Below are 18,829 nucleotides of genomic sequence, written 5' to 3' on the forward strand. Positions count from 1 at the left end.
CAACCATACCATGTGCATGGCTGCGGCCAACTGGCGAACGTCCGATAATGCGAGTATTGAATGATTGACAGTCCGCTTTGAGCGAGTAGCGGACATCAACGCTGCCAACAGCGGCCGAGCGTAGCGAGGTCCTGCGCACGAAGTGCGCGATGCAGTGTTATGCATTTTTTCGTCCGTCAAATGGTATTAACCATTGGCAGCCGGTAACCTCTCTGAATATTGCCATAGTAAGCATTGAGTAGAACAGTACGAACTGTTGAAGTCCGTAATCTCTAAATTCATCCATACGATTCTCAAATGCGGTTTTCAGATAACCAATCCCTTCGACATCCTTCATGGCTGAATTAATCTGCCTTGAAAAGTTAATGATTAGATTAACGTTATCTTCTGATTGGCGTGGTTCCATTGCTTCAATCATTTCAATTAGATTAAAATTTTCAATCATTTCTGGTTCACTACATGCTTGCGAGTATGTGCCTGCCTTTATGTAGGTGTTTCTGTGGTGCCCATCCAATTCTCTGGCGCGTCTAAAGTTAGTGTGATCAATGATTGACCCAGCCCTTTTTAGGTTAACCAAATCGCCAACATCTACGACAGAAGGGGCAGCGTAAAGGACTACGGCATCGTTACCAAATTTAGTTTCTATGTGGGAGAGCAAGGTATGTTGCTGAGTGTACAGGTCATAGCGGAAATACTTCTGATTCCATAAGTGCCACTCAGAACCACTTGACATCGTTATGTATTGCGGACGCTTATACTGAAATAGCAAGTTAACTTTCATGGTCGGTATGTTCTTAACCTCTCGGCCAAGGTAATGCTCCATTTCATGAGCGATTTCCCTTAGTTCAACGCCTGAAAATTGCGGAGAGAGCCAGAATGGATATCCGAGCTTTCGCCACAGAAACCATCCTCTAGAATGAGCAACGGAGTCCAAGCCTAAAACGCCTTCTTGCACCTGGCCAAGGGGGAAATAGATAGATGTTTTTCTATCAAGCTCATTGTTGAAGTAACTTTCGAAAGTCTTTTCTTCGTATCTCGCATCCATTCACATATTCTCTATTATCATTTTGAATAGGTATAACGCTTATTTGGCGGAAAGCTCCATATTTAAACATGGTGTTTTCCGCCTTTGTAAATTTGATGTGTAGAACACTACATCGATTTTTCACAACTAACAATAGGTTGTAGGTACAGCTGGTGGGATTTGCATTTGCTACAAATATGGATTAATCCGTCTAATAAGCGTTGTCTATGCAAAAATGCAGGCAAAATATTTAAACGTCTGCTCCTGGCACAGAGTGGACCGTCAGGTTAGCTTTGACTCTGTGCCATAAGACTGTCAGCTCAGGTCTGAGCTAACACTACTCAAGCAATATGATGGTTCAAGGCGTTTAATCTGAAACCAGCCACATATCAGCTTCTTCAAACATGTCCTGCACCGTTCGGCTTATCTGTTCTTTCTCGTGCTTGCTGGCGTCAGTGTTGATCGCCGGCAGTGTCATCATCGGTTTAACCCGAACATCAGCATCGGGGAAGATCCGGTGAACCCTCTTAGTCAATTCTCCCAGAATGATATCTTTTGCTCCGGGCAAACCATCAAAATTCCTTTTGTCATAAACGAGTTCCACGAACATTGCTTGTAGCCTCTTTACTGGATGGATATACAGTATTTATACTGTGTTTTTATCCGGTATTCAAGAGGGGTTAATTGATGCCACGACGCAGCGATATTGAAATGGCCTGGCATGCTTCGATACAGCTAGAACCTAATGGACGGAAGACCGTGACCACACAGCGGTTTGTCCAGGAACTGAGCAAGGTTAACTGGAACTGGACGATGAAGCAGGCTAACGAATGGATCGAGTGGTATGTGACAACATTCCGCGATGTATCAACGCAGGAAGGGGAGAACCGTACCTTTCAGCTTTTCAATCCAAACGGAGGACTATAGCCATGGGCTTCCCTTCACCTGCCAGTGATTACGTTGAAACAAGGATCTCCCTCGATCAGCAGCTAATCAGCCAGCCCGCAGCGACTTATTTCATGCGGGCATCGCGTTCACATTTCAGGGAAGGGATAATCCAGGGGGCGCTACTTGTTGTGGACGCGTCGCTTTCAGCCTGTGATGGCTCGCTGCTGATATGCGCGATAGATGGGGAATTCAGGATCAAGCGATACCGAACTCACCCTCAGCCCCACCTGATAAATCTGGAGAACGGGAGAAGGGAAGCGCTGCCAGAAGATGGTGATGGCTACAATTCCTCACACCCAATATTCGGGGTGATCACATACATCATTAATGATGCCAGGAACGCGGAGTTTGATGATTGTCCGGTGATGTAAGGTGGTGAGGAATGTTTTCAGTGTTGCTCAATGATGAAAATATCCTTATATTTAATTGGGTTGTGTTGTTCTTCCTACCTTTTCCTGTTGATATTAACTTAAGTACTGTTAGTGATAATTTTCCGAGAAAACGGCATGAAAAGACCAAGTTGCCATAAAAATGATCGCTTATTGAAGCCAAAAGTGAATTTTTCAACACCCGAAGTAAAGGAGCGTGTTGTTAAAGGACTGAATGATTCAGCAGCAAAAGATTTTATTTTCCTTTTTAATTGGCTGAAGTCAGGCAAAGAAGCAGGTGAAGCAATCCCTTTGGCGAGGTGTGAAAGCCTTCGGAAAACTATTTCTACTCTAGAATCACTTAAATGTGGTGTGAAAACAGATTGGAAAGACATACTTAAGCTTATGGAGCATACAATAAAAAAAAGTCATAAAGTTACAGTGACTTCTCCTGCTCCATCACAATTTGTTACAGGAGTCCTAAATAATCTTAGTGAAATTAGTCAGGATTTAGCATCAGGGAATGCGAATCCTGAAATGCTCACAAGGCTTCAGAAATTGCAGCAGATCACCTCAGGCCTTAAAGGCAGTGAAGAACTGAAAAAAAGTATTGCTATGATGATAGAGAGTGTTCAGGACGCTTTGCGTGGCTATACGAAACACCGTATAAAATCTAAGGATCGGAAACCTGTTAAGCTAAATGACGCCCAAAGAGAAGATAAGATACTCCTGAGTGAGTGTGATCCTTTAATTGGCTTGAATGATGTTTTCATGATAGCAAATTGCCTAATTTCTATGGCTACTAGGATGGGCTGCTCTCCTGTTAGCTTGGCGAAGCGAGTTGATGCTTTAAAAGTGGTTATAAATCCTGAGATTATGCCAGAATTGCTAGATCTCCTTCAGCAAGATGTCGAGATAATGGCCAAAGCTATTCCGGAAAAGATTAAAGAAGATAATAGCCGTAGTGATGGTGGGAAACTTGTAGGGCTAACTGGAATAGTTGAAGGAGGTTCTTCTATAGGTGTTGAAGCTCAGCGAATAATCACATCAGAGCTTAAAAAACTTCCAAAACTGACAAATACAGAACGCATCTATATGGATACAGCACGTGCTAGCTTGGCCCTCGAATGTGATGTATTTAAAGTTATTGAAGAGGTCAGGAGCATTGCAGTAAGACTAAAATGGAGACCATTGGCCGTTGCTGCTTACATAGTACACAAATCACTTGGAATCAGAACTGATATTGCAGGAGATGTAGTAACCCTGCTAGCGCAAGATGAGGCACTTTTAGGAAACGGTATACATCAATGAGAATTCCGCATAGCTCATACCTGTTGAAGCGATGCTCTCTAAGAACTCCATGATCTTCTTTTTAGGTTGGTATAAAAATTTCGCCACTGCAATTTTAGTTCACGCGTAACTTGCTGATATAAAAAGAAAGAAAAACATAGGGTAATGGCGAAAAAATGATGCAACATATTGATAATCATGGATAACACGCACGATTTAAAATCCCTCGGCGTTCGCGCTGTGTGGGTTCAAGTCCCACTCCGGGTACCATGGGAAAGAACAGAATAATCAAAGCAATAAGCAGTGTCGTGAAACCACCTACGGGTGGTTTTTTTGTGCCTGTTTTCTACGATCCATCGTTACCTTGCGTCAAGTCACCCGCCAGATACGTAAATTGTCCTCTACACACTCACTATTGCCAGTCATTCTATCGACGAATCGGTGCGTTAAACATAAAGCTCCCTCGGGCAGGGTTGTTAATAAACCCATCGCGGGCGGGATTATAGTTGTGGTCCTGGAAACTATTCATCAGGATGGGATCGCCAAAGCCATCCTGTATCGCCAAATGTCTGTGGATTCGGTTTCGTGCCCTGAGCGTGAAAGCGAAATCATCCGTCCCGCCAATGATGATGACGCCATTACCGGCTCGGAGTGCCGCGCTTAACTCTTGCTCTCTGACGGCCTGGTTTTGTAACGCGCTGGCTGTGGCAGACGATGACGCCAGCAGCAGTAATATGAGCACGGTGCATGAAAATACCGATGGCAGTTTCATGATTAATACCTGTTAAATGTATGGCTATTAAAGTATAGCTTTATGGTGTCATCTCAACTGAAAAGAAAACCAACTTTAAACCTGCTGCCCATACTGATTCAGAGGGGCCGGGAGAGTAGTGCCGCGCAGTTAAGAACTATAATAAAAACAGTCGACAGGTGATGGCTTCTGTTTACAGACAGTACAGATACAGGGGGCGGTCATGCGCGTCTCATTTTTTCCGCTAGTTGCGTTCACCGCTTTGCTCGTTTTTAGCTGCACAGTATGCCCGGCGGAAAAGAGAGGGGCATTTTTGCCGGATGTTGGGACCGCGGATCCTATTGCGTTTGCACAGCAGTCATTTAATAACATGGCCTCTTATCAGGTGATGATGCGATCCTCATCTGCACAGGGTGAGAATAAAATCATTCGCTACAGCTATCAGAAACCCGGCTATGTACGAATGGATTTTACCCAGCCGCATTCAGGCGCGGTGCTTATCTTTAATCCTGTCAGCGGTAAAGTGACGTTATGGCCATTGGGTGTGGGTACGTTGCCCATTTTGCACCTGTCGCCAACCAATTTATTGATCCAGGATGAGCGCGGTCATCGGGTGGATCGCTCTGATATCGGCGTGTTGTTGGGCAATATTCGCTATCTGCAACGTGGGGGAACAACGACGGTTGTCGCTAAGGAGCGCCTTACGGGGCGGGAGACGACGCTTGTATCCGTGGTTGGACAGGGAAGACTGGCCGTTGATGGCGTTCACCGTTACGACGTCTGGCTGGATAACTACCACGGACTCCCTGCCAAAGTGATCAGCTATGCCCCAGATGGGCAGCGATTAGAAACCGTTCTTCTGGAAGCGATGGTTATCAACATCCATTTTCCCACTCATTTCTTTACGCCTTGAGGGAGCCTGTATTGTGGCTGAGTATCAGTTTTCCACCGTCTGGCGGGTTGAGGCCTCAATCCAGGATGTATGGGATATTTTTTCCCATCCGGACCAGTGGCCGGAATGGTGGGGAAGTCTGGAACGCATCGTTGAGCTAAAGAAAGGCGATCTACAGGGGATTGGGGCGCTGCATCGTTATACCTGGAAAGGGGCGCTTCCTTATCGCTTAACCTTTGACATCAACGTATTGAACATTCTGCCTTGCTCTCTGCTTGAAGGACAAGCCAGTGGCGCGGTGGAAGGGCGAGGCGTGTGGTCTTTTTCTGCAAGTGGTGCAGAAACTATCGTCAGATATGACTGGAATGTGCGTACCACGATCCGCTGGATGAATTATCTTGCCCCGCTGGCAGCACCTGTATTTCGCTGGAATCACAATACGGTCATGCGCGAGGGGGCAAGAGGGTTAGCCCGCAAACTGGCTACGCATGTGTATATATACTGAACTCGTTCCCACTGCTGTACTTTTTTGCCTGTAAATGGCTTAATAGCAACCTTGTAGTATCTCATTTCATTCACAGTTAACAGGTCTGTTATTGATGAATAGCCTCCATCGACTCGCCTTATTATGCCAGCCTCTGTCTGCTGTGATGATCGCATGCGGCTTCCCATTTAGCCGTAGCTCAACTCTTACAACATGGACAGACAGCAATGCAACGTCGACAGTTTCTCAAAAATAGCGTTCTCCTTTCCGCCGCCGGTTTAGTCGGTCCTGCCGTCATTAGTCAGACGGTCCGTGCCGCTGAGCCATCCGTTGCGCCAGTCGCTCGTCGACGTTTTGTCTTATCTCAAACGTATAAACTTAATCCTCCTAAGGGATCGAGCGGCGTAGTGAAACTGTGGATCCCGCTGCCGGTAGATACCGCATTTCAACAAATGACGGCGCTTGCCTTTAGCGGAAACTTTAAGCGAGCATACGTCACTACCAATAATACCTATGGTGCGAAAACGCTGTTTGCTACCTGGCCTGACTCGCAGGGCGAATTGTTGATTAACGTTGATATCGACATTGAAACCGCCGACTGGGAACCGCTGAAGCAGGATGCGCTGAAAACCTGGCAGGCACCCGAACAGATTATTTACCCGCTGGATGTAAAACCGTATCTGTTGCCAACAGCACATACCCCAGTTGATGGGCTTGTTCTGGAAACTGCGCGTAAAATCACCGGTAATGAGCAGGATCCGCTGAAAAAAGCGCGCCTGATTTACGAATGGGTCAGCAGCCATATGGAGCGCGATAACGACGTCATTGGCTGCGGTACGGGGGATGTGGCGGAGATCTTAAAAAGCGGTAAGCTCAAAGGAAAATGCACCGACATGAGCTCCGTTTTTGTGGCTCTGGCGCGGGCCAGCGGTATTCCGGCGCGCGAACTATTTGGCATCCGTCTGGGTAAAGCCAATAAACTCGAACGTTACTCGAAAAGCGCTTTTGGCAAAGCAGACGGTGCAGGCGTCGCCGATGTGAGCGGTGGACAACATTGCCGAGCCGAATTCTATCTTGCTGGTTACGGTTGGTTACCGTGCGATCCCGCTGACGTGACCAAAATGCGTCTGGCAGAGAAAAAATCGCATCAGGACGCCGATGTCCAGGCGGTAAACACTTACCTGTTTGGTAACTGGGAAATGAACTGGGTTGGATTCAACTACGGGCGTGATTTCGAGTTGTATCCGGCAACGGAGCAGGGAGCCATGAACAACTTTGGCTATCCTTACGCTGAAGTCGATGGCGACCCGATCAATTTCTATGATCCTAAAGCGTTCTCCTACAGCTATGTCGCCACAGAACAACGCTAAAGGGGCGGGACTCACCCTGTTGACGGCCGCTGCGGCTGCCGTCACCGCGGGCTTGTGCTGTATTGGACCGCTGCTCTACCTGCTGTTTGGTATTTCTGCGGCAAGCTTTGCTGTTTTCACCCGGTTTGAGTTTTTGCGAATGCCTTTGATGCTGCTGTCCCTGGGCTTATTGCTGCGGGTCTTCTGGCGGCTCTATTTTTCCAAACGGTTGTGGTGCTCCGGATGGCTAACGCTGAAGCAGGCGCGCATTCTCTACTGGTGCGCACTGGCGTTGATTTTGCCAGTGTTATTTTACCCAACGCTCGTCGCCTGGTTTTATGAGGTATTTGAATGAAGATCTTCACGTTAGTTGTATGTTTGCTGCTGCCGGTGTGGGCTCAGGCGACCAATCAAAAAGTGGTGCTGGATATACAAAATATGACCTGCTCGCTATGCGTTATTTCAGTCAATCAGGCGCTGCGTGAAACCGACGGCGTGATAAAAGCAAAATCCTCCCTAAAAACCCGGCAGGCAGAAGCGATCGTGCCAGAAGGTTTCCCAACCGATACTTTACTAAATGCTGTAGCGAAAACGGGCTATACCGCAACGCTCAACCGCATTGAGCAACAGTAAACCACCTGCGGGTGGTTTTATTGTGTTTTCCCGGTATGATGCCCGGCGGCTTAGTGTTCTCTTTTGTGCGTTAACTACCGGAATTCCCCTCGTTTCCTGTTAACCTGAACAGGCGGCAACTGATGCCGCATATGCCCATTTGTATCTGTTATCCCTCCAGCCATGTAGGATGATCACAGGCAAGATTTTTTGACTAAGGAAAAGCGTTATGAAAACGGGACCATTAAACGAGAGCGAACTGGAATGGCTGGATGATGTATTGACTAAGTACAATACGGACAAGGCTATTCTGGATGTATCAGAACTGGATGGTTTACTGACGGCGGTGCTGAGTTCTCCGTATGAAATTGAACCGGAGCAGTGGCTGGTCGCTATTTGGGGCGGCGCGCAGTATGTTCCTCGCTGGTCTTCCGAAAAAGAAATGACGCGTTTCATGAACCTGGCGTTTCAACATATGGCGGATACGGCCGACCGTCTGGATGAATATCCTGAGCAGTTTGAGCCGCTGTTTGGTTTACGTGAAATTGACGAACATGAACTGACCATCGTTGAAGAGTGGTGCTTCGGCTATATGCGCGGCGTTGCTTTGTCAGACTGGTCCGCATTACCAGACACGTTAAAACCTGCGCTTGAGGCTATTGCGCTGCACGGTACGGAAGAGAACTTTGCGGTGGTTGAGAAGCTGACGCCAGAAGCGTTTGAAGAGAGCGTGGATGCCATTCGCCTGGCGGCGCTGGATCTGCATGCTTACTGGATGGCGCATCCCCAGGTAACGCCGGTCAAGGTACCGGTAACAGTGGATGCCAAAGTAGGGCGTAATGACCCTTGTCCGTGTGGTAGCGGCAAGAAATATAAGCAGTGCTGTTTGCATTAACAGAAAGGGGCGAAAGCCCCTTTTGTTTTAACCCACTTCCGGTAGTAGTCCTGCAGCAATAGAAAACTGTACTGCTATCACCACAATGCCGCACAAAAATACCAGCGCCAGCGCCGGAGCTCCGCCCGCCACACGGTAGGTAGCCTGCGGATTTTGTTTTCTGCTCTGCCAGACCAGCATCGAGGGAATGAGCAGCGCCAGCACCGCCAGGGCAACGCCTGCATACCCCAGCGCCATGACGAAACCACGCGGATAGAATAGTGCAAATGCCAGCGGTGGCAGGAAGGTCACCACGCCAGTTTGTACTCTTCCCGCAGCGGTATTACGGCGTTGGAAGAGGTCGGCCAGGTAGTCAAATAATCCCAGCGCCACGCCGAGGAAAGAGGTCGCCAAAGCGAGGTCGGCAAACAGATGCACCGCCAGCTCGACGTGCGGCGAAGCCACGACTTCACGCAATGCCTGCAATAAACCGTTTAAGCCAGCGTGGTCGGCTAACAGCCCCATGAACGTGGACGAGTTAATACTGCCAAGCGTGGCCAGTTGCCAGAAGATATAAGCGACCAGCGGAATGGCGCTACCGGTGATAAACACCCAACGCAATTTACGGATGTTGCCATTCATATAGCTGACGATACTGGGGACGCTACCGTGAAAACCGAACGAAGTGAAGATAACCGGGATTGCGGACAATGCCAGTCCCTGCTGAAGCGGTAGCGTAAGCAGGTTTACTTTATGGATATGCGGCATCAACAGAGCCAGCATCGCCACCAGGAAGATTATCTTGGCGCTGAACAACAGACGGTTGAACAGATCGACCAGCGAGGTTCCTACGCAAACCACACCACCGGCAACAAAGGTGAACAGCAGCACGCCTGTTGTCGGTGATAGAGTTGTTCCGGTCCAGTCGCTGATGCTGGAAGCCAGCAATTCACCCGCGCCACTGATATACGCCGCCGTCAGCGCGTACATTAAAAACATCATGCTAAAACCCGTTACCCATTGTCCGTAACGACCAAGATAACGTTTTGCCAGCGTACCCAGCCCGGTATCAGCCGGTACGTGTTGATACACTTCAAGCAGCAACAGCGCGGTGTAGCACATCAACGCCCAAAGACTCACTAACAACACCAGCGTGACGCTAAACCCCACGCCTGCCGCAGCCAGCGGCATTGCCAACATACCGGCACCAATCGTGGTTCCCGCCACGATAAAAATACTACCCAGGGTTCTGTTTTTCACGCTTTCCTCTGTCCCAGAGATAATCAACGGTTATATCTGCGGCGCAGGTTAAGGCAAAACGCTATTTTCGTCAAATCACCGTTACAATGTATGTACAATAATCTTTACGATATTTCGCGCCTTAAGATGTATGACAAATGACATTTATCTGCGACTAAACCTGCGTTAGCGCAAAGCAGCGCCGTGCGGTTCACATTAGGCTACGGACTTTATTGAGGAGGTAGTATGGAATCTATTCACGGTCACGAAGTGCTCAACATGATGATTGAATCTGGCGAGCAGTATTCGAATGCCAGCCTTGAGGCGGCGATTACGGCACGGTTTGGCGAGCAGGCGCGTTTTCACACCTGTTCTGCTGCGGATATGACGGCAGCCGAGCTGGTGGCGTTTTTAGCGGCGAAGGGAAAGTTTATTGCACAAGAAGACGGCTTCTCTACGCACGAAAGCAAGATCTGCCGTCACTAATTGTCACGGGTAATGATGGCGGGTTGCCTTCATTACCCAGAGACATTAATTCTGTGTATCAAGCGTAGCCAGTTCTTTATCGATGAAATAAAGACCTTCGCCACTTTTCCCTGCCAGTGATAACTTATCAATAACAGATTTAAATAATTTCTCTTCTTCATGCTGCTCGGCAACATACCATTGCAGGAAATTAAACGTCGGGTAATCCTGGTGGGTCATTGCCGCGTGTGCCAGCTCATTAATTTTCTGGGTGATCAGTTGCTCGTGTTCGTAAGTGACACGGAACAATTCGTCCAGAGACGCATATTCAGCAAAAGGGGAAGAGACGGTATTAATACACGGCAAGCTGCCTGTATCGGTCAGGTAGTCAAACAGACGCTGCATATGCGTCATCTCTTCCTGGGCGTGACGGCGCAAAAACGCAGCGGCACCTTCGAAGCTGTGATAGCTGCACCACGCGCTCATCTGTTGGTAGAGCAGAGAAGAATATAATTCAAGGTTCATCTGCTCATTCAGTTGGTCGATCATTTCTGTTTTCAGCATGGTTCTGCTCCACAAACGTTATTATATATTGACGTGGCGCCACTATAATTTGTTATTTAATTATTTGCAAAAGGTAAAATAATAAATTTATTTATTAAAAATGCGAATGGGAATAAAACGCATTAACGCTATTAATCGGAGAATAAATAACGAGAAGGCAGAAGACCAGCAATAATGTGCTGGTCGAAAATATTAATAATTAAAGGAAGTGGATGGTGATACCGCGACGCCGTGACACTGCCAGGCGAGGGTGATTTTGGTATTTAAGCACAAAGAACCGGCGTACAGGCTACAGGTTGACACCGGCTGACCAAACGCCATTGCGCTGGCATAACCCAGGCGCTGACACTCTTTGGTGGCTGTCCCCTGGGTAACGTAGTCATCGGTACGCGCCGACTGTAACATGGCCTGGTTGTAGGTCAGGCGAACCACGCCGGTGATGGCGCTGGCTTCACTGACCTGCGCCTGTTTAGTTATAGTGCATCCTGTCAGCACGAGCGGCAAAAGGGCAAGGATAAAGGTCTTCATGTGATCGCTCTGAGAGTTCTGAGATAAACTATCATGGCATACGTGTTGACGTATCAATGGCTTGAATAACCTGAAAATCACCTGCGATTAATCGCAACGACGTCAATTTCTTGAGGCCATTCTCAGCTTTCGAAGGAAAAATGTGAGCACTTCATTATTTTATAAAACAAAATTTCATTAAATTTGAAAGTGAGTTTGCAAAATAGTAATGTGGCCTGAATGTTATGACTTTCTGCGGGCCCCCGCAGCGCATTCAGGAGATTACAGAATGAAAATTGCATTGATGATGGAAAACAGCCAGGCAAGCAAAAACGCCATCATTCATAACGAGCTTAAAGCCGTCGCGGATGAGAAAGGTTTTCCAGTGTACAACGTCGGGATGAGCGACGAAAATGACCATCATCTGACCTACATCCATTTAGGGATTATGGCCAGCATCCTGCTCAATTCCAAAGCCGTGGATTTTGTTGTCACGGGTTGCGGTACGGGTCAGGGGGCAATGATGTCGCTGAATATTCATCCGGGCGTGGTGTGTGGTTACTGTCTTGATCCGGCTGACGCGTTCTTATTCTCTCAGATCAACAACGGTAATGCGCTTTCTCTGGCATTCGCCAAAGGTTTTGGTTGGGGCGCTGAGTTAAATGTGCGCTATATGTTTGAAAAAGCGTTCACTGGTCGTAACGGCGAGGGTTATCCGCCTGAGCGTAAAGAGCCACAGGTGCGTAACGCTGGTATTCTGAACCAGGTGAAAGCGGCGGTGGTAAAAGAAAACTATCTGGATACGCTGCGCGCTATCGATCCTGAGCTGGTGAAAACCGCCGTATCGGGTCCGCGCTTCCAGCAGTGTTTCTTTGACAACTGCCAGGACAAAGCGATCGAAGCGTTTGTTCGCGAGATAATTGGCTAACCCCTGTTGGCCCGGCGGTGTTCACCTGTCGGGCTATCTGTTCTTATCAGACACCGCGCTTCCAGCATCACGGGCAAGTCGCAGCGTATCCACCATGCCGACCAGGCAAATAATGGCAATAGCGACAAAGGCCAGCCGGAAACTGATTCCTGGAATATTCCCCAATGTCAGCCACTTACTCACCTCATCGCCGATACGGATCCCGATAGCGGCCAATGAAATGCCTAAGCCTACCGCTAATTGTGTTGCCGTACTGAACAACGTATTGGCGTAGCTCATTTGTGACGCGGGGACATCCGCAAAAGCAAGCGTGCTGACGCCGGTAAACTGAATTGAGCGGAATACGCCGCCCAGATACAACACCAGCAAAATAACCCACACGGGAGTCTGTGGCGTAATTAATGCGCAGGCCAGCAGCGCCAGGACGTTAAGCGCACCATTGATTAACAGCAGTCTCTTAAAGCCGAGCCAGCGTATTAACGGCGTAGTGGCAGGTTTTATCGTCAGATTGCCTACAAACACCGCCAGTACCAGCGAGCCTGCATGAAAAGCATTCATGCCAAAACCGACCTGGAACATTAACGGCAGCAGAAATGGCACCGCGCTGATAGAAGCGCGAAACAGCGACCCGCCGTACATGGTGACGCGAAAAGTTGGGACGCTCATGGCATCAAGACGAATCATCGGCCAGGTAGCACGACGAAAATGATGCAGGGCAAACAGGAAGGTCACTGTCCCTAGCGCCAGAAGCCCGGCGGTTAGCCAGCCCTGCGGCTGCCGGGTTCCCAGTAACTCCATGGCATACACCAGACTTACCATCGCAACAGAGGTCGCGATAAAACCCGCTATATCAAACGGACGACGCTCGTCGTCATGAATATCCGGGATAAACCTTAGCGCCAGCGCGATCGCCACTATTCCCAGCGGTACGTTAATAAAGAATATCCAACGCCAGTTGGCATAGCTGGTAATGAATCCCCCAAGGGGAGGCCCAATGATAGGTGCGACTAATGCGGGCCAGGTCAGGGTGGCAATAGCGGTGATCAACTGATGTTTAGGCGTGGTGCGCAGTACCGCAAGACGGCCAACAGGAACCATTAATGCGCCACCGACGCCCTGCAAGATTCGCATGGCGACAAAACCCTCAAGGCTTTCGGACAAACCGCATAAAACCGATGCGAGGGTGAAAATCGCCAGCGCCAGGGTAAACACCTTTCTTGCACCGAAGCGATCCGCAATCCAGCCGCTGGCGGGGATAAGCACCGCAAGGGTTATCAGGTAGGCGCTGATGCCAATGTTCAGGTCTACCGCCTGCACACCAAAGCTTTTAGCCATATCAGGCAGGGCGGTGGCAATCACCGTGCCGTCAATAAACTCCATAAAGAAAGCCCCGGCAACAAGTAATGCCGCCGGTGAAAGACCGCGTTTGTTCTCGACCGCTAACTGTTCACTCATGTTGTGCTTGCCATCTCAAAAGAAACTGACTGGAACTATTTTTATTTCCAACGCATTCGTTATGCGTGGGCGGCTATCGTTTCGAGCGCTGAATGGGTACTATGACGACCTTTCAATAAGGAGCTCACCATGTCCCAAACACTGAATGCCGATCAGGAACTGCTCTCGGACGTTGTTGCCTGTCAGCTGGTTATCAAGCAAATTCTGGATGTTCTTGATGTTATTGCCCCAGTAGAAGTTCGGGAAAAAATGTCCAGCCAGCTGAAAAGCATCGATTTTTCCAGCCATCCTGCAGGTGCCGATCCGGTCACTATGCGCGCAATACAAAAAGCGGTTGCCTTGATCGAGCTGAAATTCACGCCGCAGAATGAATCCCACTAAAATAAACCGTTGTTTCAGATTTTAGAAAGGTTTTTTTGCGCCTCGCAGAATGGAGGCGCGTGCATAGGGAAAATCAGAGGTTGGCCGGATAAGTTGCATCACATTACTATCCGGCATTAACGCTTTGAAAACTGAAGATTAGTGATGCTGGTAATTCACGACGTTGAGCAAGTGCTTATCGGTTTGCGCCATGCATAGCCCCGCGCGTTTGGCGCTGCGGACTTCGTCAAGTATCGTCTGTAACAGCACGCCATCCTGCTGCTGCTCTTTTTCCAGGTCGTGAAGAAAATCGATGGTTGGCGCATCGTTTAACGCTTCTGCTTCATTGGCTAAACGTGAGAGCCTACTCGAGCGCCGTTGATATTCATCCAGCGTTTTCTGAAACAATTCTTCAAGGGAAGTCAGTTCATCACCCGGAACATCAATGGCCTTGACGATGGGGTTAGCCCCGGCACTTTTCATAAAATTGAACATCCGCATCATTTGAGTCACGTTACCTTGTGCCTGAGAGCGAAGAAACGTGGCGGTACCCGTCAGGCTATGCTCGTAGCACCATTCGCTCAGATGCAGGTAAAGATTCGATGCGTAGAACTCGAGGTTCATTTGCGTGTTGAGTTTATGAACAATTCCAACTGCAGCCATATCAATATCCTTATTTCCAGAAAGGGGAATGTACGTTACTAACGCCAGTACAGCGGGCTGCCGCTGCACTTCACCTCTACGTACAATTAAAACTGTTAGCAGAATAAATCCGTTCCGCCGGTCCTTTAGTGATCACGAATTATATTCGCTCCCGATCGAGATTCAGCATAACGCTTGCTATGACATAAGAAAATCCTTAAATCCGTGTATTTATGTTTTTTTACATATTGTCATAACAGTACTTGTGCTTCTGCCGTTTTGGCATATAGGTGATATGAATATAACGAATTGATATTTATGTCATTAAACACACTCATTCAATAATGAAATGGTGTTTCAAATCACAAAATTAATTTCCACAATAAGGTATTGTCTGTCACCTGATGATTATCTGCTCATGTTGTGAAGCAATTTCACGATTGGGCTGAATCAGTACTAATTATCTGATGACTAATTTTTTGCGCCAGATCAGTTTTAATCAAATTAAGAAAATTAACGGCCTGAACTATTCGTCATTAATTGTGTTGTGAATTTGGATAACGCGAGGAGTTACATATGAAGAAGGTTGCGGTGCTGCTGGCACCTGGTTTTGAAGAGGCGGAGGCGATTGTTACCATTGATATTCTGCGTCGTCTGAATATCGAAGTCGAAACGCTGGCCTGTGCAGAGTCACGTGCGGTGGTGAGTTATCATGACGTACCGATGGTGACAGACAGCACGCTGGCCGCGCGCCAGGCATATCTCTACGACGCCATCGTGCTGCCCGGCGGGCCGCAGGGCAGCGTTAATCTTGCTGCCAGTGAGATGGTCATCCAGTTTGTCGCCCGACATGATCAGGCGGGGAAACTCATTTGTCCGGTGTGTTCTGCTGCTGCGCGCGTGCTTGGCGGCAACGGCCTGCTGAAAGGACGTCGCTACGTGTGCTCGGGAGATCTGTGGCAAAACGTCACGGATGGGGAATATATTGATGCGCCGGTAGTTGAAGATGGCAATCTGATTAGCGGTAAAGGGCTGGGGCATATTTTTGATTTTGCATTAACACTTTCGGCACGTCTGCTGGGAGATGACATTCCGGTCCGCGATCACGCTGACCATATTTATTATCGATGGTAATCATTTTCCCGAATGCTTCGGTATTCGGGAACAAGGATTCGTTGGCTGACGTTATGGACTAATCTGCTATCTCTCTTTTTTCCCGTCGACAAAATCGCGTTTTTTTATGTCATTTCCCGCTGAATTTATGTACGCAATTACTGTAATTCTGTGGTGTGATGCCGCTCTCTTATGGAGAATCAATTTCCCGCTAAAAATACTCTCAGCACTGGCATTGATCTTATCAATAAAAGGTAATGCCTTGTTTTACGTCCTAATTACAAAAAATCGTCTGATTTTACCCTACATAAAAGAACGTTAAAGCTGGAGTTAACCATGCACAAATTCACTAAAGCGTTGGCTGCCATCGGTCTGGCTGCCATTATGTCACAATCCGCTATCGCTGAATCCATGAAGCTCGGTTTCCTGGTCAAACAGCCGGAAGAACCGTGGTTCCAGACTGAATGGAAATTTGCCGATAAAGCCGGTAAAGACCTTGGTTTTGAGGTGATTAAAATTGCCGTCCCGGATGGAGAGAAAACCCTCAATGCCATCGACAGCCTGGCTGCAAGTGGAGCAAAAGGGTTTGTGATTTGTACGCCGGACCCCAAACTCGGGCCTGCCATTATGGCTAAGGCGCGAGGCTACGATATGAAAGTCATTGCCGTCGATGACCAGTTTGCCAACGCCAAAGGTAAGCCGATGGATACCGTGCCGCTGGTGATGATGGCTGCAACCAAAATTGGTGAGCGCCAGGGCCAGGAGCTGTATAAGGAGATGCAAAAGCGCGGTTGGGATGTGAAATCCAGCGCCGTCATGGCCATTACCGCCAACGAACTTGATACCGCGCGTCGCCGTACGTCAGGTTCAATGGAAGCGCTTAAAGCCGCAGGCTTCCCGGAAAAACAGATCTACCAGGTTCCAACAAAATCAAATGATATCCCCGGTGCATTCGATGCCGCTAACTCCATGCTGGTTCAACATCCTGAAGTCAAACACTGGCTGATTGTCGGCATGAACGACAACACCGTGCTGGGCGGCGTACGTGCGACTGAAGGGCAGGGCTTCAAAGCGCCAAACGTAATTGGTATCGGTATTAATGGCGTTGATGCCGTGAGTGAACTGTCCAAAGGCGAAGCGACCGGGTTCTACGGCTCACTGCTGCCAAGCCCTGACGTTCACGGCTACAAATCAAGTGAAATGCTTTACAACTGGGTAACGAAAGGTGCAGAGCCACCGGCGTTTACTGAAGTGACGGATGTGGTGCTGATTACCCGCGATAACTTCAAAGAAGAGCTGGCGAAGAAAGGCTTAGGCGGTAAGTAACATAAATGCCGGATGCGACGTCAAAGCGTCTTATCCGGCCTACGAATCGCGTCCTCAGAAGGCCGGATGAGGCAAAGCCGCCATCCGGCTTAAAGATCTGACTCACGGAGACGTTATGCAACAGTCTACCCCGTATCTCTCATTCCGCGGCATTGGCAAAACATTCCCGGGCGTTAAAGCGCTTACGGATATCAGTTTCGACTGTTACGCCGGTCAGGTGCATGCGCTGATGGGCGAAAATGGCGCCGGAAAATCAACACTCTTAAAAATTCTCAGCGGTAACTATGCGCCAACGACGGGATCTTTGACGATCCGCGGACAGGAAGTTTCGTTTGCAGACACCACGGCCGCGCTCAACGCCGGTGTCGCCATTATTTACCAGGAGCTGCATCTCGTCCCGGAAATGACCGTTGCCGAGAATATTTATTTAGGCCAGTTGCCGCACAAAGGCGGGATTGTAAATCGCTCGCTGCTGAACTATGAAGCGGGGCTACAGCTTAAGCATCTGGGCATGGATATCGATCCCGACACGCCATTGAAATATCTCTCCATCGGTCAATGGCAGATGGTGGAGATAGCAAAAGCGCTGGCGCGTAATGCCAAAATTATCGCGTTTGATGAACCGACCAGCTCCCTGTCTGCACGCGAAATTGAGAATCTGTTTCGCGTCATCCGTGAGCTGCGCAACGAAGGACGCATCATCCTGTACGTATCGCACCGTATGGAGGAAATTTTTGCTCTCAGCGATGCCATCACCGTGTTTAAAGATGGGCATTACGTCAAAACGTTCACGGATATGCAGCAGGTCGATCACGATGCGTTGGTGCAGGCGATGGTTGGACGCGACCTCGGTGATATTTATGGATGGAAATCCAGACCGTATGGCGCAGAGCGGCTGCGTTTGCATGAGGTCAAAGCTCCCGGTGTGCGTACGCCGATCAGTTTATCGGTACGCAGCGGTGAAATTGTAGGATTGTTTGGCCTGGTAGGCGCCGGGCGTAGCGAATTGATGAAAGGACTGTTTGGCGGCACACGCATCACGGCAGGCCAGGTGTTTATTGATGAGCAGCCTATTGATATTCGTAAACCGAGCCATGCCATTGAAGCGGGAATGATGCTGTGCCCGGAGGACCGCAAAGCGGAAGGGATCATTCCGGTCCATTCGGTGCGTAACAACATCAACATTAGCGCCCGTCGTAAACATGTTCTGGGCGGATGCGTGATCAACAACGGCTGGGAAGAGACCAATGCCGATCACCATATTCGCTCACTCAATATTAAAACGCCGGGCGCGGAGCAGCTGATTATGAACCTCTCCGGCGGTAATCAGCAGAAGGCTATCCTTGGCCGTTGGTTATCGGAAGAGATGAAGGTGATTTTGCTGGACGAACCTACACGCGGCATTGATGTAGGCGCCAAGCATGAAATTTATAACGTGATTTATGCCCTCGCAGCGCGAGGCGTGGCCGTGCTGTTTGCTTCCAGTGACCTGCCAGAAGTGCTCGGTGTCGCCGATCGTATCGTGGTGATGAGAGAGGGCGAAATTGCCGGTGAGTTGCTTCATGAACAGGCGGATGAGCGCCAGGCCTTGAGCCTTGCTATGCCTAAAGTCAGCCAGGCTGTAGCCTGAATAAGGAG

General features: G+C 48.8%; 21 protein-coding genes and 1 pseudogene. 14 read left to right on the forward strand and 8 right to left on the reverse strand.

Going from position 1 to position 18,829, the window contains the following annotated elements:
* Window positions 1-157: 157 nt before the first annotated feature.
* Entirely contained in the window at window positions 158-1,045 is an 888-nt protein-coding gene (locus WHR59_RS09465; RefSeq protein WP_022645581.1) for a hypothetical protein, read from the reverse strand.
* A 346-nt stretch (window positions 1,046-1,391) separates the two neighbouring features.
* A complete protein-coding gene (locus tag WHR59_RS09470; protein ID WP_338843885.1) occupies window positions 1,392-1,634 on the reverse strand; it encodes a DinI family protein in 243 nt (80 codons plus the stop codon).
* 203 nt (window positions 1,635-1,837) lie between these two features.
* Here WHR59_RS09470 and WHR59_RS09475 point away from each other — a divergent pair.
* Window positions 1,838-2,343: pseudogene (locus WHR59_RS09475) on the forward strand (S24 family peptidase).
* A 135-nt stretch (window positions 2,344-2,478) separates the two neighbouring features.
* Window positions 2,479-3,651 (forward strand): hypothetical protein, encoded by a 1,173-nt coding sequence (locus WHR59_RS09480; protein ID WP_338843886.1) that lies wholly within the window; start codon window positions 2,479-2,481, stop codon window positions 3,649-3,651.
* A gap of 406 nt (window positions 3,652-4,057) precedes the next feature.
* Here the strand turns inward: WHR59_RS09480 and WHR59_RS09485 are convergent, their stop codons facing one another.
* Window positions 4,058-4,402, reverse strand: a complete 345-nt coding sequence (locus WHR59_RS09485; RefSeq protein ID WP_072033346.1) for a hypothetical protein — start codon at window positions 4,400-4,402, stop codon at window positions 4,058-4,060.
* Window positions 4,403-4,604: 202 nt separating this feature from the next.
* Between WHR59_RS09485 and WHR59_RS09490 the strand changes: the two genes are divergently transcribed.
* The 6 genes from WHR59_RS09490 to WHR59_RS09515 all read left to right on the forward strand — a co-directional run bounded on the left by WHR59_RS09490 (window position 4,605) and on the right by WHR59_RS09515 (window position 8,613).
* Window positions 4,605-5,294 carry a LolA family protein gene (locus WHR59_RS09490; protein ID WP_075146005.1) on the forward strand — a complete coding sequence of 230 codons (690 nt, stop codon included), beginning with the start codon at window positions 4,605-4,607 and terminating at the stop codon, window positions 5,292-5,294.
* Between the two features lie 13 nt (window positions 5,295-5,307).
* Complete coding sequence (locus tag WHR59_RS09495; RefSeq protein WP_075146006.1) at window positions 5,308-5,778, forward strand: SRPBCC family protein; 471 nt, start codon at window positions 5,308-5,310, stop codon at window positions 5,776-5,778.
* 206 nt (window positions 5,779-5,984) lie between these two features.
* Window positions 5,985-7,127, forward strand: coding sequence for a transglutaminase-like domain-containing protein (locus tag WHR59_RS09500; protein ID WP_075146007.1), 1,143 nt, complete (start codon window positions 5,985-5,987; stop codon window positions 7,125-7,127).
* Window positions 7,105-7,461 (forward strand): mercuric transporter MerT family protein, encoded by a 357-nt coding sequence (locus tag WHR59_RS09505; RefSeq protein WP_043016763.1) that lies wholly within the window; start codon window positions 7,105-7,107, stop codon window positions 7,459-7,461. Before WHR59_RS09500 ends, WHR59_RS09505 begins: the two co-directional genes overlap by 23 nt.
* Window positions 7,458-7,739 (forward strand): heavy-metal-associated domain-containing protein, encoded by a 282-nt coding sequence (locus WHR59_RS09510; RefSeq protein ID WP_043016762.1) that lies wholly within the window; start codon window positions 7,458-7,460, stop codon window positions 7,737-7,739. Before WHR59_RS09505 ends, WHR59_RS09510 begins: the two co-directional genes overlap by 4 nt.
* Window positions 7,740-7,947: 208 nt before the next feature.
* On the forward strand, window positions 7,948-8,613 hold the full coding sequence (locus WHR59_RS09515) for a YecA family protein (RefSeq protein ID WP_075146008.1): 666 nt from the start codon (window positions 7,948-7,950) through the stop codon (window positions 8,611-8,613).
* Between the two features lie 27 nt (window positions 8,614-8,640).
* Here WHR59_RS09515 and tyrP read toward each other — a convergent pair whose 3' ends face one another.
* Window positions 8,641-9,852, reverse strand: coding sequence for a tyrosine transporter TyrP (gene tyrP / locus WHR59_RS09520; RefSeq protein WP_075146009.1), 1,212 nt, complete (start codon window positions 9,850-9,852; stop codon window positions 8,641-8,643).
* 225 nt (window positions 9,853-10,077) lie between these two features.
* Here tyrP and WHR59_RS09525 point away from each other — a divergent pair, with 225 nt between their 5' ends.
* Window positions 10,078-10,317: a YecH family metal-binding protein gene (locus WHR59_RS09525; RefSeq protein ID WP_043016760.1), complete on the forward strand. Its 240-nt coding sequence runs from the start codon at window positions 10,078-10,080 to the stop codon at window positions 10,315-10,317.
* 45 nt (window positions 10,318-10,362) lie between these two features.
* On the opposite strand, the gene ftnA is transcribed toward WHR59_RS09525, so the two are convergent.
* Window positions 10,363-10,860, reverse strand: a complete 498-nt coding sequence (gene ftnA, locus WHR59_RS09530) for a non-heme ferritin (protein WP_043016759.1) — start codon at window positions 10,858-10,860, stop codon at window positions 10,363-10,365.
* Between the two features lie 192 nt (window positions 10,861-11,052).
* Window positions 11,053-11,388: a YecR family lipoprotein gene (yecR, locus tag WHR59_RS09535; RefSeq protein ID WP_043016758.1), complete on the reverse strand. Its 336-nt coding sequence runs from the start codon at window positions 11,386-11,388 to the stop codon at window positions 11,053-11,055.
* Between the two features lie 268 nt (window positions 11,389-11,656).
* Between yecR and WHR59_RS09540 the strand changes: the two genes are divergently transcribed.
* Window positions 11,657-12,295, forward strand: coding sequence for an RpiB/LacA/LacB family sugar-phosphate isomerase (locus WHR59_RS09540; protein WP_043016757.1), 639 nt, complete (start codon window positions 11,657-11,659; stop codon window positions 12,293-12,295).
* A 33-nt stretch (window positions 12,296-12,328) separates the two neighbouring features.
* Here WHR59_RS09540 and WHR59_RS09545 read toward each other — a convergent pair whose 3' ends face one another.
* The gene (locus WHR59_RS09545; protein WP_338843888.1) at window positions 12,329-13,750 is read right to left on the reverse strand and encodes an MFS transporter; all 1,422 of its coding nucleotides are present in this window, start codon (window positions 13,748-13,750) and stop codon (window positions 12,329-12,331) included.
* A 129-nt stretch (window positions 13,751-13,879) separates the two neighbouring features.
* On the opposite strand from WHR59_RS09545, the gene WHR59_RS09550 reads away from it, so the two are divergent.
* Window positions 13,880-14,131, forward strand: coding sequence for a DUF2766 family protein (locus WHR59_RS09550; protein ID WP_003034595.1), 252 nt, complete (start codon window positions 13,880-13,882; stop codon window positions 14,129-14,131).
* A gap of 138 nt (window positions 14,132-14,269) precedes the next feature.
* Here WHR59_RS09550 and WHR59_RS09555 read toward each other — a convergent pair whose 3' ends face one another.
* On the reverse strand, window positions 14,270-14,773 hold the full coding sequence (locus WHR59_RS09555; RefSeq protein ID WP_338843889.1) for a non-heme ferritin-like protein: 504 nt from the start codon (window positions 14,771-14,773) through the stop codon (window positions 14,270-14,272).
* A 555-nt stretch (window positions 14,774-15,328) separates the two neighbouring features.
* On the opposite strand from WHR59_RS09555, the gene WHR59_RS09560 reads away from it, so the two are divergent.
* The 3 genes from WHR59_RS09560 (at window position 15,329) to araG (ending at window position 18,821) form a co-directional block, all read left to right on the forward strand.
* Complete coding sequence (locus WHR59_RS09560; RefSeq protein WP_080625002.1) at window positions 15,329-15,886, forward strand: DJ-1/PfpI family protein; 558 nt, start codon at window positions 15,329-15,331, stop codon at window positions 15,884-15,886.
* Between the two features lie 315 nt (window positions 15,887-16,201).
* Window positions 16,202-17,191, forward strand: coding sequence for an arabinose ABC transporter substrate-binding protein (locus WHR59_RS09565; RefSeq protein WP_043016753.1), 990 nt, complete (start codon window positions 16,202-16,204; stop codon window positions 17,189-17,191).
* A gap of 115 nt (window positions 17,192-17,306) precedes the next feature.
* Entirely contained in the window at window positions 17,307-18,821 is a 1,515-nt protein-coding gene (gene araG, locus WHR59_RS09570) for an arabinose ABC transporter ATP-binding protein AraG (protein WP_043016752.1), read from the forward strand.
* Window positions 18,822-18,829: the final 8 nt, after the last annotated feature.

Origin of the sequence: Citrobacter europaeus (assembly GCF_037482245.1) — a bacterium.
In the GTDB taxonomy this organism is placed as follows: Bacteria; Pseudomonadota; Gammaproteobacteria; order Enterobacterales; family Enterobacteriaceae; genus Citrobacter; species Citrobacter europaeus.

What these genes read in the sequence shown, in the direction of transcription:
- WHR59_RS09465 (WP_022645581.1), bottom strand. Translation starts at nt 1,045, where the DNA reads ATGGATGCGAGATACGAAGAAAAGACTTTCGAAAGTTACTTCAACAAT.
- WHR59_RS09470 (WP_338843885.1), bottom strand. Translation starts at nt 1,634, where the DNA reads ATGTTCGTGGAACTCGTTTATGACAAAAGGAATTTTGATGGTTTGCCC.
- WHR59_RS09480 (WP_338843886.1), top strand. Translation starts at nt 2,479, where the DNA reads ATGAAAAGACCAAGTTGCCATAAAAATGATCGCTTATTGAAGCCAAAA.
- WHR59_RS09485 (WP_072033346.1), bottom strand. Translation starts at nt 4,402, where the DNA reads ATGAAACTGCCATCGGTATTTTCATGCACCGTGCTCATATTACTGCTG.
- WHR59_RS09490 (WP_075146005.1), top strand. Translation starts at nt 4,605, where the DNA reads ATGCGCGTCTCATTTTTTCCGCTAGTTGCGTTCACCGCTTTGCTCGTT.
- WHR59_RS09500 (WP_075146007.1), top strand. Translation starts at nt 5,985, where the DNA reads ATGCAACGTCGACAGTTTCTCAAAAATAGCGTTCTCCTTTCCGCCGCC.
- WHR59_RS09505 (WP_043016763.1), top strand. Translation starts at nt 7,105, where the DNA reads ATGTCGCCACAGAACAACGCTAAAGGGGCGGGACTCACCCTGTTGACG.
- WHR59_RS09510 (WP_043016762.1), top strand. Translation starts at nt 7,458, where the DNA reads ATGAAGATCTTCACGTTAGTTGTATGTTTGCTGCTGCCGGTGTGGGCT.
- WHR59_RS09515 (WP_075146008.1), top strand. Translation starts at nt 7,948, where the DNA reads ATGAAAACGGGACCATTAAACGAGAGCGAACTGGAATGGCTGGATGAT.
- WHR59_RS09525 (WP_043016760.1), top strand. Translation starts at nt 10,078, where the DNA reads ATGGAATCTATTCACGGTCACGAAGTGCTCAACATGATGATTGAATCT.
- ftnA (WP_043016759.1), bottom strand. Translation starts at nt 10,860, where the DNA reads ATGCTGAAAACAGAAATGATCGACCAACTGAATGAGCAGATGAACCTT.
- yecR (WP_043016758.1), bottom strand. Translation starts at nt 11,388, where the DNA reads ATGAAGACCTTTATCCTTGCCCTTTTGCCGCTCGTGCTGACAGGATGC.
- WHR59_RS09540 (WP_043016757.1), top strand. Translation starts at nt 11,657, where the DNA reads ATGAAAATTGCATTGATGATGGAAAACAGCCAGGCAAGCAAAAACGCC.
- WHR59_RS09545 (WP_338843888.1), bottom strand. Translation starts at nt 13,750, where the DNA reads ATGAGTGAACAGTTAGCGGTCGAGAACAAACGCGGTCTTTCACCGGCG.
- WHR59_RS09550 (WP_003034595.1), top strand. Translation starts at nt 13,880, where the DNA reads ATGTCCCAAACACTGAATGCCGATCAGGAACTGCTCTCGGACGTTGTT.
- WHR59_RS09555 (WP_338843889.1), bottom strand. Translation starts at nt 14,773, where the DNA reads ATGGCTGCAGTTGGAATTGTTCATAAACTCAACACGCAAATGAACCTC.
- WHR59_RS09560 (WP_080625002.1), top strand. Translation starts at nt 15,329, where the DNA reads ATGAAGAAGGTTGCGGTGCTGCTGGCACCTGGTTTTGAAGAGGCGGAG.
- WHR59_RS09565 (WP_043016753.1), top strand. Translation starts at nt 16,202, where the DNA reads ATGCACAAATTCACTAAAGCGTTGGCTGCCATCGGTCTGGCTGCCATT.
- araG (WP_043016752.1), top strand. Translation starts at nt 17,307, where the DNA reads ATGCAACAGTCTACCCCGTATCTCTCATTCCGCGGCATTGGCAAAACA.